This window comes from Hanamia caeni, from assembly GCF_003721595.1.
GTDB classification, from domain to species: domain Bacteria; phylum Bacteroidota; class Bacteroidia; order Chitinophagales; family Chitinophagaceae; genus Ginsengibacter; species Ginsengibacter caeni.
In genome coordinates, this window is the sequence record NZ_RJJR01000022.1 from 29,158 (window position 1) to 53,411 (window position 24,254).

Genomic DNA, 24,254 nt, shown 5'->3' on the forward strand with positions numbered 1-24,254 from the left:
TACATGAAATTGAAATACAGCAGCCTTTTAATAGCAACAGTTATATTTTTTCTTTTTTCATGCGGCGATAATTCCAATAAAATCCAACCTCCAAAAAGTGGCGCTAAACCTGGCGATCCACCCGCGTTGGAAGTGAAAGGTTATATTATTCATCCTTCCGTATTACATTCAAGTATCGAAGTGGCCGGAACATTATTGCCCTTTGAAGAAACCGAAATCCATCCGGAAGTATCAGGAAAAGTAACTTATTTATCTATCCACGAAGGCGCTCATGTAAAAAAAGGCACTTTGTTAGCCAGGCTTTTTGATGGCGATTTGCAGGCCCAACTTCAGAAACTGAAAGTACAATTACAGGTAGCGCAAAAAACAGAGGACCGTCAGTCTGAATTGCTGAAAATCGGAGGCATCAGCCAGCAGGATTATGATTTGAGCGCATTGGATGTAAGCAGCATCAAGGCCGACATACAGGTGATGCAAGCCGCAATTGATAAAACCATTATCCGGGCTCCTTTTGACGGAAAGCTTGGTTTTAAAAACATCAGCATAGGCGCTTTCATTACGCCGTCAACTGTTATCACTACTATCCGCCAGGATTCAAAATTAAAGCTTGAATTCAGCGTTCCTGAAAAATTTACGCCATACGTTCAGTTAGGAAATGTAATTTACTTTACTACGGAAGCGGTCCCCAAAAAATATGCAGCCAAAATATTCGCTACGGAATCTGGCATCACTCAGGAAAACAGGAGCCTTAAGGTGCATGCCGTAGTGGAAAATACCGATAAGAATATCACGGCTGGTTCTTTTGCGAAAGTGGCTTTTGATATGGGTGATAACAGCGATGCGATAATGGTGCCCACACAGGCGATTATTCCGGAAGCGAGGGACAAAAAAGTGATTGTGTACAATGGCGGCAATGCAGATTTTAAAATTGTAACAACCGGCACCCGGGATTCTGCAAAAGTGGAAATATTGAGCGGCCTTTCCATTGGCGATACCGTAATTACAACCGGATTGCTTTCCATCAAACCGGGAAGCAGGATTAAACTTTCATCTTTAAATTAACAGTTCAAACGAGTGAATATTTCCGAAATAAGTTTACGAAGGCCGGTTTTTGCCATAGTACTGAACTTGGCTATTGTGTTATTTGGGATTATCGGTTTCAAATATTTAGGGGTAAGGGATTATCCTGCGATTGACCCGCCAAATATTTCGGTGAGCACATCGTATGCCGGCGCCAATTCTGATATTATTGAATCTCAAATAACGGAGCCGCTGGAAAAGGCCATAAATGGAATTCCGGGCGTAAAAAACATAAGCTCATCCAGTAACCAGGGAAGAAGCAGGATTAATGTAGAATTTGAGTTAAGCGTTGACCTGGAAACGGCAGCCAACGATGTGCGCGATAAAGTTTCGCAGGCTACCCGCAACCTGCCGCAAGACATAGATGCGCCGCCGGTGGTTTCCAAAGCCGATGCCAATGCGCAACCTATAATTGCCGTTACGGTTCAAAGCAATACAAAAAACTTACTGGAGGTTACGGAATACGCAGAAAACAATATTGTTGAGCGTTTGCAAACCATCCCCGGCGTTAGTTCCATTTCTGTTTGGGGAGAAAAACGTTACGCCATGCGGATTTGGTTCCAACCTGACAAGATGCAGGCCTATGGCATTTCAATGACCGATGTGCAGGCCGCCCTGATGACACAAAGTGTGGAATTGCCTGCCGGAAAAATTTCCGGAAATACAACCGAACTGGCTGTGCGCACTTTTGGAAAACTAAATACAGAAGAACAATTTAACAACCTGATAGTAAAAAATATCGGCGGAGTAAATATTAAATTAAAAGATGTAGCGAACGTAGTGCTTGGCCCCGAAAATGAAGAATCCGGCTTGAAAGAAAGCGGCGTACCGATGATAATGCTGGCTATAATTCCCCAGCCAGGGGTTAATTATGTTGAAATAGCAAATGAATTTTACAAAAGACTTAATGACATTAAAAAAGAAGTTCCCCAGGACCTCAAAATGGATGTAGCCTTTGACCAGACCAGGTTTATCAAAAAATCCATTTCTGAGGTTGAGGAAACATTATTAATTGCATTGGGGCTTGTTATTATAATTATTTATTTATTCTTTCGGGATTGGATTCTCGCCTTGCGCCCGTTGTTCGACATCCCTGTCTCTTTGATTGGCGCATTTTTTATTATGTATGTTTTTGGTTTTACGATTAATGTACTCACGCTTCTTGGAATTGTATTAGCTACAGGCCTTGTGGTTGATGACGGAATTGTCGTCACGGAAAATATCTTTAAAAAGATTGAAGCGGGAATGGACAAATACAGAGCAGCAAAAGAGGGCGCTAAGGAAATATACTTTGCAGTTATCTCAACGTCCATCACACTTGCCATCGTTTTTTTACCAATTGTTTTTTTGCAGGGGTTTGTGGGCAGGCTATTTCGCGAGTTCGGCATCGTTGTGGCCGGTGCGGTGTTGATTTCTGCATTTGTTTCGCTTACGCTCACAGTAGTGCTGAACGTAAAATTAACCCATAAGAAAATTGGTCATTCCTGGTTCTACAGAAAAACTGAACCATTCTTTGTAGCGATGGAAAATGGTTATAAAAAAAGCCTTGCTTCGTTTATGAAGGTGAAATGGATTGCTCTCGCCCTGATAGCTGTTTGTGTAGCAATCATTTATTTTATTTTTACGACAATCCCCTCTGAACTCGCGCCGATGGAAGACAGGAGCCAGTTCAGGCTTAGCGTTACCGCCCCTGAAGGCACATCCTACGATTATATGGATTCGTACATGGACACGCTGAATAATTTTTTAGAAGATTCAATCCCTGAAAAGAAAATGATGATTAGCCTCACGGCGCCGGGGTTTGGAGGAGGGTCTGTGAATTCGGGGTTTTTCAATGTAACCTTAGTCGATCCGAAAGACCGCGTGAGATCCCAACAGGATATCGTAAATGTGGTAAACAAGAACCTGAAAAATTTTCCCCAGGGAAGGGCCTTTGCAAGCCAGGATCAAACAATCTCTACCAGCAGGCACGGCGGACAGCCAATTGAATTCGTAATCCAAAATAATGACTTTGATAAAATACGGAAAATCCTTCCGGAATTTTTAGATGAAGCTAAAAAAAGCCCGATACTCCAGGGCGTAGATGCCGATTTAAAGTTTAATAAACCCGAACTCAGAATCAATATTGACCGGCTACGCGCAAGCGAGTTAGGCGTTAGCGTGGATGCTATCAACCAGGCGCTGGAACTTGCCTACAGCGACAGGCGGCTCGGATATTTTTTAAGATCAGGAAAGCAATATGAAGTTTTGGGACAGGTGGAACGCAACGACCGCGACGATCCGAATGATCTGAGCAAAATATATGTAAGGAATGACCGCGGAGAAAATATAAGTCTTGATAACCTGGTCACCATATCCGAAGCATCAGCACCCCCTACTATATACCATTTCAACAGGTATAAATCAGCAACCATTTCAGCGGGGCTTGCGCCGGGAAAGACAGTAGGAGATGGAATAAAAGAAATGGATCGCATTTCAAAAAAACTTTTGGATGATACGTTTACTACAGCCTTAAGCGGTACCTCGCGCGATTATTCAGAAAGTTCAGGTAATACAGCTTTTGCTTTTCTGCTCGCTTTAGTTCTTATTTACCTCGTATTGGCTGCGCAGTTTGAAAGCTTTGTCGATCCTTTCATCATCATGATTACGGTGCCACTTGCTCTGGCTGGCGCATTACTGAGCTTATGGATTTTTGGCCAGACCTTCAATATTTTTTCTCAAATCGGAATGATTATGTTGATTGGACTGGTGACAAAAAACGGGATTCTTATCGTGGAATTCGCCAATCAAAAACGGGAAGCCGGCATGGGAAAAATTGATGCAGTAATAGAATCGGCTTATCTGCGTTTGCGCCCTATTTTAATGACAAGCCTTGCAATGTCATTAGGCGCTTTACCGTTGGCTCTTTCTATCGGAGACGCTTCCACCAGCAGAGTTCCGCTCGGAATTGTAATTGTGGGAGGTATCCTTTTTTCTTTGATATTGACGTTGTATGTTGTGCCTTCAATCTACGCCTATCTTTCACGAAAAAACAAACCGCTGAATGAAGCTCTTTTGTAAATTTCTATTTATTTGTTTTTGGTTTTTAATTTTCCGGGCTTCAGACGTAAGAGCCCAGGACACACTTATGACGGCACAGGAAGCTATCAAAACCGCCATTGAAAATAATTATGGGGTTATTATCAGCAAAAATGAAATTGAAATAGGCTCAATAAATAATACATGGGCAAACACAGACCTCCTGCCTTCTGTTAGCGCGACAGCAACGAAACAAATGGGTGTAAACAATCTTCATCAGAAGCTCAGCAATGGAACAGTTACCACCAAAAAAGGAAACACATCCCAAAATTTAAATGCCGGGCTTGCAGTTAACTGGAGAATATTTGATGGATTGAAAATGTTCGCTACCAAAAAAAGATTGGAGGAGTTGGAAAGAAATGGCGAATATTCTTTCAGGAAAAATCTGAATGAAACTGTTTATAATGTCATTAATTCCTATTACAATATCGTTACGCTTAATGAACAAAAAAAGGCTACACTTGAGCAAATCGAGTTATACGACGACCGTTATATTCTTTCGCAACGCAGGTTTGAAATAGGAACCGGTGCTAAGTACGAAGTATTGCAGGCGCAGGTGGATCTGAATGAGCAACGTTCTAATTTATTGTCTCTTCAAAATTCAATTGCTACCGCAAAAGCCTCTTTGTTGAACCTGCTTGGAAAAAAACCAGACACTTCTTTTAATGTAGTAGATACGATCATTCTTTTGCCATTGCCAGCCTACGCAAATGTCCAGGATAAAATTTCAAAAGAAAATCCGGATGTGCTTTTAGCAAACAGCCAGCTTTATATTTTACAACAGGAAAAAAAAGAAATCAATTCAGCACGGCTTCCTTCGGTTGACTTGAATGGTTATTATAATTTTGCCAGAAGTAGCAGTAGCGCAGGTTTCAACCTTTATAATCAAACTTATGGACCTTCAGGATCCGTTGGAATTTCTGTTCCAATTTTTAATGGTATCGTTGTAAAAAAACAATTACAGATAAGCGATATCCAAATTAAAAATCAGCAAATCACAATTGACCAAATAAGAAATAATTTGCAAACGAATTTGAACAACGCTTACATAAATTATAACAATGCATTAAAATCTATCGAGCTTGAACATAACAACCTGGTGCTTGCCAGGGAAAATATCATGATAGCAACTGAAAGATATAAAAGGCTTAACATCACATCAGTGGAACTCCGGCAAATCCAGATTAGTTATAATGATGCGCGGAATCGTTTATACGGCGCCCTCTTTCAGGCAAAAATGGCTGAAGCAACTGTCGCTTTATTATCCGGCGATATCATCAACCTGTAAGCCACGACTTTGAGATCTTAGCCTTGGCTTTTGTATTATCTTTATCGTTTTAAAATATAAAGAATGGCTAAATCTGTTCAACCGGTTGTCGGAATTATTATGGGAAGCGATAGCGATCTAAAAATTATGCAGGCTGCCGCCGACATTTTAAATCAATTCGGAGTTGCATTTGAAATTAATATCGTATCAGCCCACCGCACACCGTTAAGAATGATGGAATATGCTTCATCGGCGGTTGAGCGCGGTTTAAAAATAATTATTGCCGGCGCCGGAGGCGCCGCTCATCTTCCCGGAATGATTGCATCACTTACTACTTTACCCGTAATCGGAGTGCCGGTAAAATCTTCCAACTCTATTGACGGTTGGGATTCAATTCTTTCCATTTTGCAAATGCCCAATGGCGTGCCGGTAGCCACTGTCGCGCTGGATGCAGCAAAAAATGCCGGGATTCTGGCGGCAGAAATTTTAGGCATTTATGATAAATCGGTTTCGAAAAAATTAATGGAATTTAAAAAAGAAATGAAAGAAGAAGTGGAGAGAAAAGCAGAAAGAATGATTCAATAAAGATTCATGAAATCACGCACTACCCGTCTCAAAAATTAATAGTGTAATAAAAAAGTTTTATATTGTAATAAAAGCAAACGATAATGGAATCGTCCAACAAACACTTCCGTCTACTTTTGCGCAAATGGTGGATAAATTGCGCGAAAAAAGCGAAGAAGAGCTAAAAATGCTCTACCTCAGGGTTTTTTCTAACGACTTAATTAATGAATGGAAAAATATTACCGCGGATGCTGATTTCAAAGATGCTGATGAAGTTGAAATTGTAAAAGCAATTCAAAAGAATCGTTATAAAAATCAGCATGTATAAAATAATTATTGATGCAAATGTTTGGATAAAGTATGCACGCATCAAAGATATCGCTCCTTTAGTAAATAGATTTGTTATCTATAATTTTCTTCCGGTCATAAACAATTATCTGTTATCAAAAGTATTTGACGCCCTTTTGGAAAATGATTGGATGAAAGAAAGAGCTGCAAGTAATGTAATACACTTCATTAGAAAAATATCTTTCAGTAAAGGAAAAAGCTGTGTATGGAATAAGCCCCGATCCGAAAGATAATTATTTGTTCGACGTTGCTGTTCAAAATGGATGTGTATTTATAATCACCGACGATTCCAAATTGCTGCAGTTTGCTTTAAAACCAATTCCGGTTCATAATTCAGATGGTTTCTGAAGAATTTCCCAATTAATATAAACCAGTAAAGCAACAAATAACCATAATTTTTATTTCGCTTCCTGGTTTTGTGGCAAGGCTTCAATGATACAAAATTTTTGCTCCAGCGTTAGAGAGGCATCATACAATATTTTAAAAAAATCCTTTCCCCATAACGAATAGAACAGCATAAAGTTTTCTGTGCGCTCCTGTAAACCTCCTTCGGGAAATAAAATAGAAAAAAGCCTGTCCAGTTGATTTTTCTGCGCCAAAAATTTTCTTTTTTCAGACCTCAACATTTTCTTTTCAAGGGCAGAAAGCTTTTTAATATGCTTTGTTTTCAAAGCTTCAACATGTGCCTGGAGTGTGGTGTCAATTGAAGCCACCCGGGAAATTATATCTGAGTAAATTTTCCCGAATTGTTCTTTTTCTTTTGTTAAATGCAAAACCAGATTTGAATCTCTTTTTACCAAACTGTTGACTACCTCGTCTTCGCCGCTAAAAAGATTCTGCACATCCAGCTTTAATTTTTTTATCAGTTTGGCTGCTTTTGGATCAACAATTAGAAAAGAATTTCTAAGTACCAAAACCGGGAACGGAACTTTATAATGACTGAAAACATCTTTCAATTGTAGCCAATAGGCAAGTTCTCCGCCACCACCAATCCAGGCTACATCAGGCAGAAGCATCTCCTGGAATAATCCTCTCAATATCACATTAGGACTGAACCTCTTCGGGTGTTCCAGCAATTCTCTTTTTATTTCATTCTCTGTAAAAACAATATTCGTATCATGAATTATAAACTGATTATTCACCTGCACAATCCGGTTTCGCAAATTATCCTTCAAATAAAATAGATTGATCTCCCGCGGATAAGCCTGTGCCTTGTAATGTTCAGACAATTTTTCAGTGGTATTGTCGACAATTTCTGACGAGGTATGATTGAAAATATCGTCCTCAAAAATAGAAAGCATTTCATTTTTGTAAGATGCATTATCAGGCAAAAGAATTAACAATCCATATTCCTTGAAAAGATGGTGAACGAACAAAAAAGTAGAATTTTCAATTGTTGAATTTTTAAAATAACATTTTTTCAATAATTCTATTAATTCATTTCCATATTTTTCGACAGACAATCTTCCTGAAATTTTATCAATTAATTTCAGCAGTTGGTCATCTACTTTCATTCTTCCCACTGCCCCCTTTTGCTCAGTTTTCCATGTATACTTTTCACCGTCAATAACGATATGATTTAGTTCTTCCAAATCCGCATCTTCGCTTCCCACAAAAAAAACCGGGACAAAATTATACGCCGGTAATTCTTTTTTTAAAGAATCCGCCAGCTGAATAATATGTAGAATTTTATAAACAAAATAAAGATGCCCGGTAAAAATATTAGGCTGATGCGCTGTGCAGATCGTAAAAGTGTTTTCATCAGAAAGCGCTTCAATATTGGATTTTACAATATCAGAATTTTCAACGTCTTTATATTGATTCCTAAATTGTTCGACTAATAACTGACGATTCGTTTTAAATTTCTTTCTATTCGCAATTGCCGATTTTATGCCTTCCAGACTTACCGCATGTTCATAAAATTCCTTTAGCCCAACAGCGCCTGAGACATAATCCAAAACTATTTTTGAAAACTTTCCTGTGTGGGAATAAGGTATGTATTCTGATTTAAATTGAGTATCCAAGCCGCTGAATTTTTAGATGCAAATATAGATGGAAATGGAGTAACCCCTTTTTCCGTTGATATAAAAGAAACTCTTATTCCGGCATCAAAATATGAATGCACTTTTTTAGAGAGGATTGCCACAATGGAATTCCGATATTCAATACCCGTTTAACTTTTGAAGTATCTAAAACGGAATATAGTGGCCGCTTTGCGGCAGTTGGATAAGAAGAGGTTGGAATCGGATTAATCTTGCAGTTGCTTTTTACCAATATTTTAATTTCATTGGCAAAGCCATACCAACTGGTGATACCTTCATTGGCATAATTAAAAATACCGGAATATTTTTGGCCTTGCTGTTGTTTTTCAATTATTTTCATAATCACTAACGCAAGATCCGCTGCATAGGTTGGTGAGCCAATTTGATCATCAATTACATTTATCTCTTCTTTTTCGCGAAATAAACGCAACATCGTTTTTACAAAATTATTTCCGAAAGAAGAGTAAACCCATGACGTCCGGATTATCAAAGCTGAAGCATTATTTTTCATTGCAAACTCCTCTCCTCTTAATTTTGATAAACCATACACATTGACAGGGCCTACCGCATTTTCCTCCTTTAAAGGAACACTAACTGTTCCGTCATAAACGTAATCTGTAGAAATATGAATCAGCTTTGTTTGGTGCTCTGAACAAATTTTCGCCAGGTTTCCAACCGCCTCGGCATTAATTAAAAATGCTTTTTCTTTTTCGGATTCTGCGTTGTCAACTGCTGTGTAAGCGGCGCAATTAATGCAATAATCAATCTGATTTTTTTCAAAAATTTTTCGTACTGATTGATCATTTTCTATTAATAAATCTTCTCTTGAAACAAATAAAAAATGATAAGATGGAAAATTTTTAGAAACAGCTCTTATTTCACTTCCTAATTGTCCGTTGGAGCCTGTAACTAAAATTGTCGGAATTGATTTTTGTAAAGCCATTAATTATCTAAGCCTTTAAACACAAAATTATGATGACAATCTTTCAACAACGGAAGTTGAATATCTTTTTCAGAAACCAGCACTTTTTCAGCCGGAAGCCTCCAGTCAATTTTTAAAGAAGGATCACTCCAAAGAACTCCGCCTTCACTTTCTTTATGATAAAATTCATCGCATTTATAAAACACTTCCGCCGTTTCACTAATGACGGAATAACCATGAGCAAATCCTTTTGGAACTAAAAGTTGTTTTTTATTTTCTGCAGAAAGTAAAATCGTGTATGCCTTACCGTAAGTAGGCGAATTCTTTCTCATGTCAACAACTGCATCAATAATTTCACCGGATAATACGCGAAGAAGTTTGGTTTGTGCATGGGGGTATAATTGATAATGCAATCCTCTTACAACCCCAAACGACGACCGGGCCTGGTTGTCCTGGACAAAGATGATATCAAGCCCCTCAACTGAAAAAACATTTTTATTATAGCTTTCAAAAAAATAGCCGCGGTGATCTTCAAAAACTTTTGGCTCGAAAACCAATAGACCTGGGAATTCAGTTTTAATAAATGGCATTAAAGCAAATTAACAGTCTTAAAATTATTTCTGCGAATATAAATCTTTAAAAAACTCTATGGTTTTTACCAGGCCGGTTTTGAAGTCTGTAGTAGGTCGATAGTCTAATAAATTCTTTGCAAGTGAAATATCAGCAAGAGAATTTCTTATGTCACCTTCGCGTGGATCGCGATGGATAGGTTCAATATCGCTTTTTAAATAATCTTTAATGAAACCGTATAAAAAATTAACTGAAAAATTTTCACCTACTGCCACGTTATAGACTTTATTTTTTGCTTCTTCATTTTTTGAAAGCATTGCTTTGACGTTAACCTGGACTGCATTTTGAACATAGGTAAAATCCCTCGTTTGTTCGCCATCACCATTTATAAAAGCAGAAGTATTGTTCATAATCGCTTTTACAAATAACGGAATTACAGCGGCATAAGGCCCATCAGGATCCTGCCGCGGGCCAAAAATATTAAAATACCTGAAACCCAAAACCGGCATCCCATAAGCATTAGCGAATACAGCGGCATAAAGTTCATCAGACCTTTTACTGACTGCATAGGGAGAAAGACAATTCCCAATTCGGTCTTCAATCTTCGGCAACGTAGGCTCGTCGCCATAAACAGAAGATGATGATGCATACACAAACTGCGTCACTTTATTATCCACCGCGGCTTTCAACATATTTACAAATCCGCTGACATTTACATCATTTGTATCAGATGGATTTTTGATAGAGCGGGGCACAGAGCCTAAAGCTGCCTGGTGGCTTACATAATCAATTCCTTCGCAAGCCTTGCGACAAAATTCTGCGTTCCTTATATCGCCTTCTAAAAACTCGAAGGCTTTGTAAGGCCGCAATACATCAAGATTAGATTGAAACCCGTTAGCAAAATTATCTATTACTCTTACTTTTTTAGCGCCGTTTTTTACTAAATACTCGGCAATGTGCCCACCGATAAAACCGGCGCCACCTGTCACTAAAAAAGATGAATTACTTAAATCCTGGTCATGAAATCTGTTTTCCAATTTTGTTTATTTTATAAGCTCCAATAAGAGCGGCTTGAGATTTTGCCCCGGTAAATCCCTTTCAGATCTGCTACAATCGCTTCAGGTTTTGTAATATTTGAAAAGGAATTATCATCCATTTTTATATAATCATTGTGCGGAACCGTAACAATGACAGCCGCGTAATCATTTGTCAAATCCGGTGTTAGCTCAAATCCATACTCATGATTCAGTTCACTACTATTGGCGTAAGGATCTGTAACGTGTACCTGCAAAGAATACGACTTTAGTTCTTTAATAATGTCAGCTACTTTTGAGTTCCTGATATCACTCACATTTTCTTTAAACGTAGCTCCCATCACCAGCACCTTCGCATTTTTTACATCGCTCGTATTTTGGATAATGTGTTGTAATACTCTGCGCGCAACATGTGCTGCCATACCATCATTGATAACGCGGCCGGCAAGAATTACCTGAGAATCGTAACCGAGTTTTTGCGATTTATAAGTAAGATAATATGGATCAACACCAATACAGTGGCCGCCTACAAGGCCCGGCTGAAATTTAAGAAAATTCCATTTTGTTCCGGCCGCTGCCAGCACTTCAAATGTATTTATTTGCATCTTATCGAAAATGATAGAGAGCTCATTCATTAATGCAATGTTTAAATCACGCTGCGTATTTTCAATAATTTTTGCAGCTTCTGCAACTTTGATGGAAGATGCACGATGAACGCCCGCTTTAACCACCAACTCATAAACTTTTGCGATGGTTTCAAGACTTTCTTCATCGCATCCACTCACCACTTTTATGATACTCGATAAAGTATGTTCTTTATCTCCCGGATTTATTCTTTCCGGAGAATAGCCCAGTTTAAAATCATCGCAAACGCTCAAGCCGGACAATTCTTCTATTACAGGAAGACAATCTTCCTCAGTACAACCAGGATAGACAGTACTTTCAAATACCACATAATCATCTTTCTTTAATACTTTTCCCATAGTTTTACTTGCGCTAATCACCGGAGTAAGATTGGGTACATTATGCTTGTCAACCGGCGTTGGAACTGCAACTATATAAAAGTTTGCTTCACGAAGCTTGTCAAGGCTGTCAGTAAATTCTATATCGCAATTTTCAAAAGCAGATGATTCGAGTTCTTTACTTGGATCAATAGCATTCTGCATTAATTTTATTCTATCAGCATTAATATCAAATCCTATCACGGAGATTTTCTTTGCAAATTCCAATGCAATAGGCAACCCAACATAGCCAAGTCCAATTACGGCCAGCTTTTTCTTCTTATCTAATAATTCCTGGTACATTTATTTTTATTATTATTTTTTAAAATTACTTAGTTAAAAAATTTCAGCTTTTTATTTCGAATTGCTGAATTCTTATTTACCTATCGCTTGCTTTCAAATTCTTTTGGCAACTTATACCAATCTTCTTCAGGTAAAGATTTAAAATAATTATAGGTTCTTTTTAAACCTTCTGCCCGTTGTATTTTCGGTTCCCAATTCAATAATTGTTTTGCCTTCGTAATATCCGGCTGCCTTTGTTTTGGATCGTCTTGCGGAAGTGGTTTATAAACTATTTTTTGCTTTGTTCCTGTCAGCTTAATTACTTCTTCGGCAAAATCTTTTAATGTAATCTGATCAGGATTTCCAATGTTTACCGGCTTTGAATAATCACTCATAAGAAGCCTGTAAATTCCATCTATCAAATCGTCAACATAACAAAAACTTCTTGTCTGGCTGCCATCTCCAAAAACAGTCAAATCTTCGCCACGCAAGGCCTGGCCAATAAAGGCTGGTAACGCTCTTCCATCATTCAGCCTCATTCGCGGACCGTAAGTATTAAAAATTCTTACAATTCTCGTATCTAATCCATGAAAAGTATGATAAGCTGTTGTGATGGCTTCCTGGAAGCGTTTTGCTTCATCATACACACCGCGCGGGCCAATGGGATTCACGTTTCCCCAATAATCTTCTGTTTGCGGGTGCACCAATGGATCTCCATAAACCTCACTCGTGGAAGCGACTAATATTCTTGCTTTTTTTGATAAAGCCAATCCTAAACAATTATGCGTTCCCAATGAACCAACTTTCAATGTCTGGATAGGAATTTTTAAATAATCTATCGGGCTGGCAGGCGAAGCAAAATGAAGAATATAATCCAGCCTCCCGGAAACATGAATAAATTTTGAAACATCACAATGATAAAATTCAAAATTTTCCAGTCTAAAAAGATGTTGAATATTTTTTAAATCACCGGTAATCAAATTGTCCATCCCAACCACATCCATTCCTTCTTTAATAAATCTATCACAGAGATGCGATCCTAAAAATCCGGCAGCGCCGGTTATTAAAATTCTTTGTTTACCAGAAGCAGGTATTTTTATTTCCATTTAATTCAACGATAATGTTTTAATTTTTTCTTTTAAATCAATAAAATAAAAATTGAGAATATTTATTAGTTTACTGAATTCTTCTAAACAACTAAACCTTTAAATTAACCACTCTTCTTCCTACACTTTCATAATGAAAACCGCATTCTTCCATTTGATACAACTGAAAAAGATTGCGGCCATCAAAAATAACCGGCTTCTTCATCAATGATTTTATTCTATTAAAATCAGGTGTCCTGAATTCGCTCCATTCTGTTGCAATTATCAATGCATCTGTCTGTTCCAGCGCTTCATACTGACCTTCTGCAAAAATAATTTTATCACCCAATTCTTTCTTCACATTAGGCATTGCTTCCGGATCGTAAGCCACAACGGTTGCGTCCATTTTTAAAAGTTCCTTAATAATATACAAAGCCGGAGCTTCACGAATATCATCAGTATTGGGCTTGAAAGCCAAACCCCATAAAGCGATTTTTTTCCCTTTTAAATTATTTTTAAAATAGGTCTCTATCTTAGGAATCAAATGAATTTTCTGGTCTTCATTCACCTCCATCACCGCTTCCAGAATTTTAAATTGATAATCGGTTTGCTGAGAAGATTTTACTAAGGCTTTTACATCTTTAGGAAAACAACTTCCTCCATATCCAATTCCGGGAAACAAAAAGCGGCGGCCTATTCTTTCATCACTTCCAATTCCTTTTCTCACCATATCCACATCAGCACCAAGCTTTTCACAAAGCTGGGCTATCTCATTCATGAAAGAAATTTTTGTAGCTAAAAATGAATTAGCTGCATACTTTGTAAGTTCTGCAGATTTTTCATCCATGTAAATTATTGGATTTCCCTGCCTTACAAATGGGCCGTATAATTCACCTAAAATTTTTTTTGCTTTTTCAGAAGAAGTGCCGATAACCACGCGGTCGGGTTTCATGAAATCATCTACAGCTACGCCTTCGCGCAAAAATTCAGGATTGCTTACTACATCAAATAATTTCTCAGAATTTTCAATTCCAGATTTTTGAGCACTTTTTAAAATGGTATTTTTTACCTTATCAGCAGTTCCTACAGGAACCGTGCTTTTATCAATCACAATTTTATAAGAACCTTTTTTTAAAAGCTTTCCCATCTTACCAGCCACATCCAAAACATACCTGAGATCTGCCGAGCCATCTTCACCTGGCGGCGTAGGCAATGCAAGGAAAATAACTCTTGCATTTTTAATTCCTTCGGCAAGTGAAGTAGTAAACTTCAGGCGACCTTCTTTGCTGTTTCTTTCAAAAAGCTTTTCAAGTCCAGGTTCAAAAATGGTAATTTTTCCGGAAGATAATTTTTTTACTTTTTCTTCATCTATATCCACACACATCACACTATTCCCTGTTTCTGCAAAACAAGTGCCTGTGACTAAACCTACATAACCTGTTCCGATAACTGCAATATTCATTCTTATTTATTTACGTATTCTAACACTTTTTTAGTGATATATTCCTGTTGCTCTTCATCAAGTTCGGTATGCATAGGCAACGAAACCACACGATGCGTGAGCCAATCTGTCTTTTCCAAATCAAAATCTGCACCGCCAAAATCTGCAAACATTTTTTGTTTATGAGCCGGCACAGGATAATAAATCATTGATGGAATATTATTTTCAGCTAAAAATGCCACCAAAACATCCCGAAAACTTTCCGGATTTTCAACGTCGTCCAGGATAAGCGTGTATTGATGAAAAACATGTTTACTATAATCAGCGCGAAAAGGAGTCGTGATTTTTTTATTATCCTTAAACGCACTATCATAAAAATCTGCAGCTTTCCTCCGGGAAGAAATATAACTGTCCAATAACGGTAATTTGATATTTAATATTGCCGCTTGCAAAGCATCCAGGCGTGAATTGCATCCTACCACATCATGATAATATCTTTTGCTTTGCCCATGGTTGGCAATCATTTTTATTTTTACAGCAAGATTGTCGTCGTTGGTACAAACTGCACCGCCATCGCCATAACAACCTAAATTTTTACTTGGGAAAAATGATGTACAACTTATATCGCCAATGTTTCCCGTCTTTTTGGTGGTGCCGTTTTTAAAAGTGTATTCACTTCCAATTGCCTGCGCATTGTCTTCAATTACAAACAAATTATGCTCTTTAGCGATGGCCATAATTTCTTCCATATCGCAGGATTGCCCATATAAATGAACAGGAACTATCGCTTTGGTTTTTGGAGTTATCGCTTTTTTAATCGCTTCAGGATCTATGCAAAAGGTTTTTGGATCTACTTCTACAAAAACAGGTTTTAATTTTAATAACGCGATTACTTCCGTAGTGGCCACGTAAGTGAAAGAAGGCGTAATCACCTCATCGCCCGGCTTAAGATCAAGCGCCATCATGGCGATTTGAAGCGCGTCTGTACCGTTAGCACATGGAATTACATGTTTTACGCCCAGATATTTTGCAAGATTTGTAGCAAAATCATTTACCTGCGGCCCACCAATAAAAATCGTACTATCAAGAACTTCTAAAACAGCAGCATCTACTTTTTCTTTTATGTGTAAATATTGCTGCTTTAAATCCACCATGTGTATTGGTTTCATAAGGCTTTTTTTAAAGGCTGCAAAGATAGGGATTGAACAGAATAAAATTTAATCAAATATGGCAATTCGTTCTATAGATGGGCAGTAAACAAAGTTTTAACAGGATTCCTGTTTTAAAAAATTAGACTTTAGATTTGTACCTAAAACTGTAAGTATTGATCATATTCTATCATCTATTCCTCTTGATTTATAAAGCCGGAATTCGAATAGTTTCATTAGGGAATAAAAAAGCAAAACTTTGGATAAAAGGAAGAGAGGGAATTTTTAAAAAACTTAGAAATACGGTTTCCGGGTTTTCAAATGAAAAAATTATCTGGATGCACGCTGCCAGTCTTGGTGAATTTGAACAGGGAAGGCCGGTTTTGCAAAAACTAAAAGAAATCAATTCCAATATCAAAATTATCGTCACTTTTTTTTCTCCCTCCGGTTTTGAAATTATAAAAAACAATAAAGAGTTTACAAATATTTTTTACCTGCCAATGGATTCCAGATTACATGCGGAAAAATGGATGAATATTTTAAAACCTGACCTTGTTTTGTGGGTGAAATATGAATACTGGCATTATTATCTGCAAGAAATTCAGAAAAGGAAAATTCCATTATTGATGGTGTCAGGAATTTACAGGGAAAGCCAGACATTTTTTAAATGGTATGGTAGTTTTTATAAAAATATGCTCAAACCATTTACCCATTTTTTTGTTCAAAATGAAAGATCCAAACAATGGTTGGAAAAATTAGTTCCTGCTGAAAAAATAACTATTTCCGGAGATACAAGATGCGACCGCGTAATTAATATTGCTACCAGTTTTACAGATGTGCCGGGCATAGCTGATTTTTGCGGCGACAAAAAAGTGGTAGTAGCAGGCAGCACATGGGAGGAAGACGAAGCTGAATTTACGCATTACGTGAGAGCACATCCCGAAGTAAAGTTTATTATCGCACCTCATGAAATTGATAGAGAAAATCTTAATGACGTACAAAAACAATTTGCAGGTTCGGTTTTTTATTCTGAATGGATGTCAAACCGAATGACATTTAATAAAAAGGAAATTAATTGCCTTATTATTGATAACATTGGAATGCTTTCACGGCTATATTATTACGCGACTGTAACTTATGTGGGTGGCGGCTTTGGAGATGACGGACTGCACAATATTTTAGAAGCGGCAGTGTATGGCAAACCGGTAATTTTTGGGCCGGAATATGGTAAAAATTTCGAGGCGGAAGAAATGCTTGATTGCTCAGGCGCAATAAGTATTAAAAGTGCGATCGAACTGGAAAAAATAATAGATCAATTATTAAGTGAGAATGAAGAACTCAAAGTTAGAAGCGAAGCAGCAAAAAATTATGTTTATAAAAATGCAGGCGCAACGGATAAAATTATTTCATTTATAGAAAGTAATAAACTGCTTTAAGCCTGGCTAACACGAAACAGGCATTTAATAGTAAAGCAGTAAATAACGCGGATTTTAATTTACTGCACAGAATCAATCATGCCGAATCGAAATTGATAAAGACCGGAAATCCATGTAGCGTTTACTCGCCTAAGAGATGGTGGATTTCAATTTTGCTCATATCCCTGATAGCGTCTGCAATTCCGGCGGCATCAATTCCGACATCGTGCTGCTGCTGGCTTTGAGAGGCGTGTTCAATAATCTTATCCGGGATTCCCAAAATTTTGATATCTGTTTTGTATCCAAATTGATTCATAAACTCTAATATAGCAGAACCGAACCCGCCGACTACAGTTCCGTCTTCAACTGTGATTACTTTAGAATAATTTTGAAATACTTCATGCAATAATTTTTCATCAAGAGGCTTCACAAACCGAAGATCATAATGCGCCGGGTTTAGCCCTTCCTTTTTTACGTCGCGGATAGCTGCGGCTACAAAATTTCCCGGATGCCCAAAGGAAAGGATAGCAATATCATCGCCATCTTTAAGTTTCCTGCCCGTTCCGATTTTAATTTCTTTCATAGGCGTTTTCCAATCAGATTTTACGCCCTGCCCGCGCGGATAACGGATTACGAATGGATTTTTTGTTGATTCCAACTGTGCGGTGTACATCAGATCCCTTAATTCACTTTCATTCATCGGGGCACTCACTATCATATTGGGAATACAGCGCATGTACGCAATGTCGTACGCTCCCTGGTGTGTAGAGCCGTCTTCACCAACGAGCCCAGCCCTGTCGAGGCAAAAAACCACTGGAAGATTTTGTAATGCTACATCATGAATTACCTGGTCATAGGCGCGCTGCATAAACGAAGAATACACATTACAAAACACACGTAATCCCTGCGTAGCCATGCCGGCGCTTACCGTAACAGAATGCTGTTCACAAATGCCCACATCAAAGGCCCGGTTTGGCATTTTATCCATCATATATTTTAAAGAACAGCCGCTGGGCATTGCAGGCGTCACGCCCATTATTTTATCATTTTTTTCAGCAAGCTCAATAATGGTCTGCCCAAAAACATCCTGATATTTTGGAGCCTGTGGAAGATCAAATTTTTTCTTATAGATTTCGCCGGTTATTTTATCAAAAAGGCCAGGAGCATGCCATTTAGTTTGATCTTTTTCCGCCAGTTCAAAGCCTTTTCCTTTTATGGTTTTAATGTGCAATAATTTAGGCCCCGAAATCTCCTTCATATCCTGTAAAGTATCCACAAGTTTGGAAATATTATGCCCGTCAAGCGGGCCAAAATAGCGGATATTTAAGGATTCGAAAAGATTACTGCTCTTGCTCACCATTCCCTTGAGGGATGTTTCAATCTTTCCCACCATCTTTCTTGAAAAGGTCTTTCCGGGTAATTTGCCAAGCGCTTTCCAAAAATCATCTCTTAATTTATTGTAAGTAATAGAAGTAGTAATATCGGTAAGGTATTCTTTTAAAGCGCCCACATTAGGATCAATACTCATGCAATTGTCGTTAAGAATAATTAGCAAATTACTTTTCTCTATGCCCGCATGGTTCATAGCTTCAAAAGCCTCGCCTGCCGTCATAGCGCCATCTCCGATAATTGCTATATGCTGCCGTTTTTTTTCGCCTTTATAGTGCGAAGCCATTGCCATCCCCAAGGCCGCAGAAATAGAAGTTGAGGAATGCCCGACCCCAAATGTGTCATATTCGCTTTCGCTTCTTTTCGGGAAACCACTTAATCCATTATACTTTCTGATTGTATTAAATTCATCTCTTCGGCCTGTAAGTATTTTGTGGCCATAGGCTTGGTGGCCTACATCCCAGACAAGTTGATCGTAAGGGGTATTAAAAACATAATGCAATGCCACAGTTAATTCTACTACACCCAGGCTTGCAGCAAAATGACCGCCATGCACACTTACGACATCCACGATATATTGGCGTAGCTCATCACAAAGCTGGTGAAGCTTTGATCTATCTAAATTCTTAAGATCCGAGGGGGAGTTGATAAGACTTAAAAGTGGGCCGGGCAAAATTTCCATTTGGTAAATTTAATAAGTTAAGTACATTTTTAAGAAAATAATTAACGGCCGCGGACAGTAATTAGTTTACATCAAAATTATTTAATGTTTAATAAAGAATAACTTGATATATCTAATTTTTGTTTTAACATAAAATTATAATTTGCTGAGTTTAAATAAGAGCTATCGCGCACAACAAACCTCATGCTTTTTATTTAAATAAAATGGATTAAAAAGAGAAATTATGAACTCTTTTCACGAATTTTAAAGACTTCTTAAAGATTTTTATGATTTTTTATAAAAATTTTAAATCCTGCAAAAATGGTCACATATATAATATTGTTTAATTATTTAAATTTTATATATGTTCGCAACTGATTAAACGCCAAGTGAACATTTAAAAAATTATTAGAAATTAAATTTGAAAAATAAGGGTAAAAAATACCCATACTGGCATAAATATTGCCCAAATACTGCTAAAATAAAACTAAAAAAATTCAATAAAAACCTGCACTCAATATACGTGCCAAAAAATCCAAATCCTTATTCAAAACTAGTTAACCCCTTTTAAGCATTTTTATATTATGGTTTAACGAATACGTTTAAGCCATACCCTGAATTTTATTTATGAATCAAACCAACCATTTAACCTTAAATCAATAATCTTAAAACCTCACTTAATGAAAAATCTTTTCACAATTTCCCTAACGGTCTTTTTTACAATTTTTTCATTTAGCGCCTTTGCAACCACGTATTATTTATCAAGTTCATCAGGCAATGACAATAATTCAGGAACAGACGCCGCATCACCGTGGCGGTCTATTGATAAATTAAACAGTTTTAACAACCTTCGGCCAGGAGATTATGTTTTATTTAAACGAGGCGATACTTTTTACGGTGGCATAAGGGTAAATAATTCCGGAAGTTCTGGAAATCCAATTACATTCGGAGCTTATGGTTCTGGAAATAAGCCAATAATTACTGGTTTTACAAATGTTACTTCCTGGACAAATCTTGGAGGAAATATTTGGGAAAGCAGTAATGGAGTATCGAGTTTACCATATACAAACATGGTGTCCGTTAATGGGGTGAATACTGCGATGGGAAGATACCCAAACAGCACCGGGCCAAATACAGGATATTTGACGATACAGTCTCACTCCGGCGATAACGCCATTACCGCAGTTGGTGGTTTAGGATCAAACAACTGGTCAGGCGCTGGAATTCTAATTCGCAAGCAAAGGTACGCTTTGGAAAGGGGCACTATTGTCAGCCAGTCTGGAAATACACTTAATTATACCGATCCGGGAATAGATACTCCACAGGACGGATTTGGATTCTTTATACAGGATGATCCCAAAACACTTGACGTGAACGGCGAGTGGTATTACAATCCTTCTGATCATAAATTAAGAATATATAGCACATCAACTCCACAAAATGTAAAAATTGCAACTGTTGAAAATTTAGTTTTAATGAATCGTAATAACTATATTGTCTTTGACAATCTTGCTTTTACTGGTTCCAATTCCGATGCTCTTTCTTGTGGAAATTATGGAACTAATCTTACAGTGCAAAATTGCGATATTTCATTTGCTGGTATGTCAGCTATCTGGTGCATTATGGCAAATGCATTAATCCAAAACAACAATATAACAGATGCTAATTATGCGGGAATATACACATCCGAAATAAATGCTACCATTCAATCTAATAATATAACTAACATAAATTTGTTTGAAGGAATGGATCAGGGATTAATTTCTGCTGGAGCGATTGCCACAGTCGGAGCAAACTCGGTTACCAAATATAATCAAATAAATAATTGCGGATATGCAGGAATTAAATTTAGTGGATTGAATACAAAGGTTACGAATAACTTTGTAAATCGGTTTTGTTTGATAAAAGAAGACGGAGGCGGTATTGACATGAGCTCCCGCGATAGAGCGGCAGGAAGTGTAATTGATGGAAATATTGTTATAAACGGTATAGGATCTAAATATGGTACTTCCGATACAACTCTTACTGATTTTGGTGGTATCTTTATTGATGCATATGGGACCGGCATTACGATTAGTAATAATACTGTAGCGAATTGCGCGGCCGCTGGTATCAAGTTGCACGGTGCAAATAATATTATAGTTACCAATAATACGACCTATAACAACGGCGGTAGCAGCTGGACGAAAGGTGGATTAGAATTAATTTCACAGCCAGATTATTTAATTCGGGATATCACCGTTCAAGGAAATATTTTTGTGGCAAGGACTCCGGAACAATGGGCTTTTTTTGGATATCCAGCAGGAGGCGATCCAAACGATGCTTTGTCTTTTGGGACATTTAACAATAATTATTACGGTAAACCTATTGATCCAAGTAGTCCGATTTTGATTAATCATGATACTTATACTTTCGCAGGATGGCAATCTTTTTCCGGAAGCGATGCGAATTCCTATGCAACTCCTAAAAACATAACCGATTTGAATGATTTAAGATTTGAATATAACGCTTCTTCATCTCCTAAAACCATCAGCTTGGACGCAAATTACATAGATATGAAGAATGTTTCGTATAATGGGTCAATAACCCTAAAACCTTGGTCCTCCGCAGTACTCATTAGGAACGGTGCAAGCACAGCGAACAAAAATCCTGTGGCGAGTGTGGGCGCAGATCGAAACATCCAACTTCCGCAAAATAGTATTGTACTTCCCGGAAGTGGTGACGATTCGGACGGAACGGTAGTTTCTTATTCATGGACGCAGGTTGACGGACCTTCTACTGCATCTTTGTCGGATGCCACTTCTGCCGAGGCTGGTGCAAGTGAGTTGGTTCAAGGAAGATATGTCTTCAGGTTAACTGTTACCGATAATGCCGGTGCCACTGGTTCTGCTGATTTGAATGTAACAGTTCAATCATTAGAAACTGCAGTTGCTATTCCTAATATCCCGCCAGTACCAACTGTAGGCTCAGATCGTGTTGTTCAGCTACCGAAGAACAGTATTGTTCTTCCTGGAAGTGGTACTGATTCTGATGGAACGATTGCTTCATATTCGTGGACGCAGGTTTCAGGCCCCTCTACAGCGACTTTAGTAAATTCCACCTCTGCACAAGCCGGTGCAGGAGATTTAATAGTTGGCACTTATCAATTCAAATTAACCGTTACGGATAATCAAGGTGCCACAGGAACCGCAACAGTAAATGTTGAAGTAACTAATGGAGATGCAAATATTGCACCGGTTGCAAATGTGGGTTCTGATCGGGTGATTCAACTACCGAAAAACAGCGTTGTGTTACCCGGAAGTGCTAAAGACCAGGATGGAACCGTTGTGTCATATTCTTGGTCTCAGGTTTCAGGACCCTCTACCGCCACCTTAGTAAATCCTACTTCCGCACAGGGAGGAGCAGGCGATTTAGTAGAAGGTAGTTATCAGTTTAAGTTGACGGTTACTGATGATCAAGGCGCTTCAGGTAGTGCAATATTGAATGTATTGGTCACTTCAGGTGCTCCAAATATCCCTCCTGTCGCAAATGTGGACAAAGATCGTAACATTTATTTGCCAAAGAATAGTGTAATACTTCCTGGCAGTGGTACTGATCCGGATGGGTCAATAGTCTCTTATGCATGGACTCAAATATCAGGTCCTTCTTCAGCCACTATGGTTAATCCCACTTCGGCACAGGGCGGTGCAGGTGATTTGGTAGTTGGACCTTATCAATTTCAATTAACAGTTACGGATAACGAGGGAGCAACAGGAACTGCTACCTTAAATATTAATGTGAACACTCCTGGCAGCGGCAATCTGAAAGTGAATGGAGGCTCTGACAGAAATATTCAACTTCCGAAAAATAGTATTGTACTTCCTGGAAGCGCTACAGATCCTGATGGAACAATAATCTCCTATCAATGGACTCAGATATCAGGACCATCTACAGCAACTTTAGTCAATCCTACTTCGGCACAAGGAGGAGCAGGAGATTTAATAGCAGGAGTTTATCAGTTCAAGTTGACAGCTGTTGATGATCAGGGAGCTACGGCTAGTGCAGTAGTGAATGTAACTGTGACAGGAGGCAATCAAGCCCGAATGATGAATGTACAAGATGCAACATCAACTAATACCGGTGATACTGCAAGCGTGCTTTCTAATTCAACCCTTGCTACAATAGGAAATAGTACAGATCTAGTAAAATCGCCTACATCGGGAATTACAGACCAAGCTGCAGCATTAAGCATCTTTCCAAACCCCGCTCATGATTTTATTAATCTGCAGTTCACTGCATCTAATATTTCTCCGGATGCAGAAGTTGTGATTACAGACATAAATGGCAAAACCGTTTATAAAAGTGCCTTGGGTACTACAACATCTTCTGTAAAGCAAATTAACGTGAGTCAATTAAAAGCCGGGACGTACATAGTTACTGTAGCGTTTAACGGAACAGAAATAAAATCTACTAAATTTATTAAAATGTAGTTTCTGGTTTTTCTCTAAATTAATAATCTTTTTAAAGAGGCCGTCTCAAAGTAAAATTGAGGCGGCTTTTTTATTTGGCTTCCTTCAAAAGCCAATTTTTGGAAACAGTTTTTTGCATTCAACGAAGACTGATTTTGATGCAGATAACAGTGTCCAACAAAAACCAAGGCTCGACCTTCATTGTACTCGAATACAGTATTTGAATGTATAGTTTATTTCCCTTTTGAACTGCTCACTTTTTCTTTTTACCTTTCAATTGCATCAGGTTCTTTATCGTCGGCCTTTTTTGCATTTTAATTTTTCTTCTTCAACAAAATATTTCTGTTATTACGTGGTTTTTTTAGTGGCATTTACTTTTATTTACTTAGTTAATCCTTAATAACCCAAGTAATCCACAAATAGGAAAGGTTTGGGGATAAAAAGGCCAGATAAATTTTGCAGAAGAAATGAAATTTGTA

17 protein-coding genes are annotated in these 24,254 nt (G+C 38.0%); 8 read left to right on the plus strand and 9 right to left on the minus strand.

Annotated elements, in window-relative coordinates:
* Positions 1–3 precede the first annotated feature (3 nt).
* From EFY79_RS19530 to EFY79_RS21510, 6 genes are all read left to right on the plus strand, one after another.
* Entirely contained in the window at positions 4–1,062 is a 1,059-nt protein-coding gene (locus tag EFY79_RS19530) for an efflux RND transporter periplasmic adaptor subunit (protein ID WP_123122436.1), read from the plus strand.
* A gap of 12 nt (positions 1,063–1,074) precedes the next feature.
* Positions 1,075–4,140 carry an efflux RND transporter permease subunit gene (locus EFY79_RS19535; protein ID WP_123122437.1) on the plus strand — a complete coding sequence of 1,022 codons (3,066 nt, stop codon included), beginning with the start codon at positions 1,075–1,077 and terminating at the stop codon, positions 4,138–4,140.
* Positions 4,124–5,446 (plus strand): TolC family protein, encoded by a 1,323-nt coding sequence (locus tag EFY79_RS19540; protein WP_123122438.1) that lies wholly within the window; start codon positions 4,124–4,126, stop codon positions 5,444–5,446. The genes EFY79_RS19535 and EFY79_RS19540 overlap by 17 nt, the downstream gene beginning before the upstream one ends.
* Before the next feature lie 63 nt (positions 5,447–5,509).
* On the plus strand, positions 5,510–6,010 hold the full coding sequence (gene purE / locus EFY79_RS19545; protein ID WP_123122439.1) for a 5-(carboxyamino)imidazole ribonucleotide mutase: 501 nt from the start codon (positions 5,510–5,512) through the stop codon (positions 6,008–6,010).
* A gap of 124 nt (positions 6,011–6,134) precedes the next feature.
* Positions 6,135–6,317 (plus strand): hypothetical protein, encoded by a 183-nt coding sequence (locus EFY79_RS19550; RefSeq protein ID WP_123122440.1) that lies wholly within the window; start codon positions 6,135–6,137, stop codon positions 6,315–6,317.
* Positions 6,310–6,570, plus strand: coding sequence for a hypothetical protein (locus EFY79_RS21510; protein WP_123122441.1), 261 nt, complete (start codon positions 6,310–6,312; stop codon positions 6,568–6,570). The genes EFY79_RS19550 and EFY79_RS21510 overlap by 8 nt, the downstream gene beginning before the upstream one ends.
* Positions 6,571–6,735: 165 nt before the next feature.
* Here EFY79_RS21510 and bshC read toward each other — a convergent pair whose 3' ends face one another.
* From bshC to EFY79_RS19595, 8 genes are all read right to left on the minus strand, one after another.
* Positions 6,736–8,361: a bacillithiol biosynthesis cysteine-adding enzyme BshC gene (gene bshC, locus EFY79_RS19560; protein WP_123122442.1), complete on the minus strand. Its 1,626-nt coding sequence runs from the start codon at positions 8,359–8,361 to the stop codon at positions 6,736–6,738.
* Between the two features lie 73 nt (positions 8,362–8,434).
* Positions 8,435–9,322, minus strand: a complete 888-nt coding sequence (gene rfbD / locus EFY79_RS19565; protein ID WP_199727596.1) for a dTDP-4-dehydrorhamnose reductase — start codon at positions 9,320–9,322, stop codon at positions 8,435–8,437.
* Positions 9,322–9,891, minus strand: a complete 570-nt coding sequence (rfbC, locus tag EFY79_RS19570; RefSeq protein WP_123122443.1) for a dTDP-4-dehydrorhamnose 3,5-epimerase — start codon at positions 9,889–9,891, stop codon at positions 9,322–9,324. The genes rfbD and rfbC overlap by 1 nt, the downstream gene beginning before the upstream one ends.
* Positions 9,892–9,915: 24 nt before the next feature.
* Positions 9,916–10,908 carry an SDR family oxidoreductase gene (locus EFY79_RS19575; protein WP_123122444.1) on the minus strand — a complete coding sequence of 331 codons (993 nt, stop codon included), beginning with the start codon at positions 10,906–10,908 and terminating at the stop codon, positions 9,916–9,918.
* Positions 10,909–10,919: 11 nt separating this feature from the next.
* Entirely contained in the window at positions 10,920–12,209 is a 1,290-nt protein-coding gene (locus EFY79_RS19580; protein WP_123122445.1) for a nucleotide sugar dehydrogenase, read from the minus strand.
* A gap of 80 nt (positions 12,210–12,289) precedes the next feature.
* On the minus strand, positions 12,290–13,294 hold the full coding sequence (locus tag EFY79_RS19585; RefSeq protein WP_123122446.1) for a UDP-glucuronic acid decarboxylase family protein: 1,005 nt from the start codon (positions 13,292–13,294) through the stop codon (positions 12,290–12,292).
* A 91-nt stretch (positions 13,295–13,385) separates the two neighbouring features.
* A complete protein-coding gene (locus tag EFY79_RS19590; RefSeq protein ID WP_123122447.1) occupies positions 13,386–14,735 on the minus strand; it encodes a UDP-glucose dehydrogenase family protein in 1,350 nt (449 codons plus the stop codon).
* A 2-nt stretch (positions 14,736–14,737) separates the two neighbouring features.
* On the minus strand, positions 14,738–15,883 hold the full coding sequence (locus EFY79_RS19595) for a DegT/DnrJ/EryC1/StrS family aminotransferase (RefSeq protein WP_123122448.1): 1,146 nt from the start codon (positions 15,881–15,883) through the stop codon (positions 14,738–14,740).
* A 155-nt stretch (positions 15,884–16,038) separates the two neighbouring features.
* Between EFY79_RS19595 and EFY79_RS19600 the strand changes: the two genes are divergently transcribed.
* Positions 16,039–17,298 (plus strand): 3-deoxy-D-manno-octulosonic acid transferase, encoded by a 1,260-nt coding sequence (locus EFY79_RS19600; protein WP_123122449.1) that lies wholly within the window; start codon positions 16,039–16,041, stop codon positions 17,296–17,298.
* Between the two features lie 121 nt (positions 17,299–17,419).
* Here the strand turns inward: EFY79_RS19600 and dxs are convergent, their stop codons facing one another.
* Positions 17,420–19,348 carry a 1-deoxy-D-xylulose-5-phosphate synthase gene (gene dxs / locus EFY79_RS19605; protein WP_123122450.1) on the minus strand — a complete coding sequence of 643 codons (1,929 nt, stop codon included), beginning with the start codon at positions 19,346–19,348 and terminating at the stop codon, positions 17,420–17,422.
* Positions 19,349–20,007: 659 nt separating this feature from the next.
* Here dxs and EFY79_RS19610 point away from each other — a divergent pair.
* The gene (locus tag EFY79_RS19610; RefSeq protein ID WP_123122451.1) at positions 20,008–23,796 is read left to right on the plus strand and encodes a PKD domain-containing protein; all 3,789 of its coding nucleotides are present in this window, start codon (positions 20,008–20,010) and stop codon (positions 23,794–23,796) included.
* The last annotated feature ends 458 nt before the right edge of the window (positions 23,797–24,254 follow it).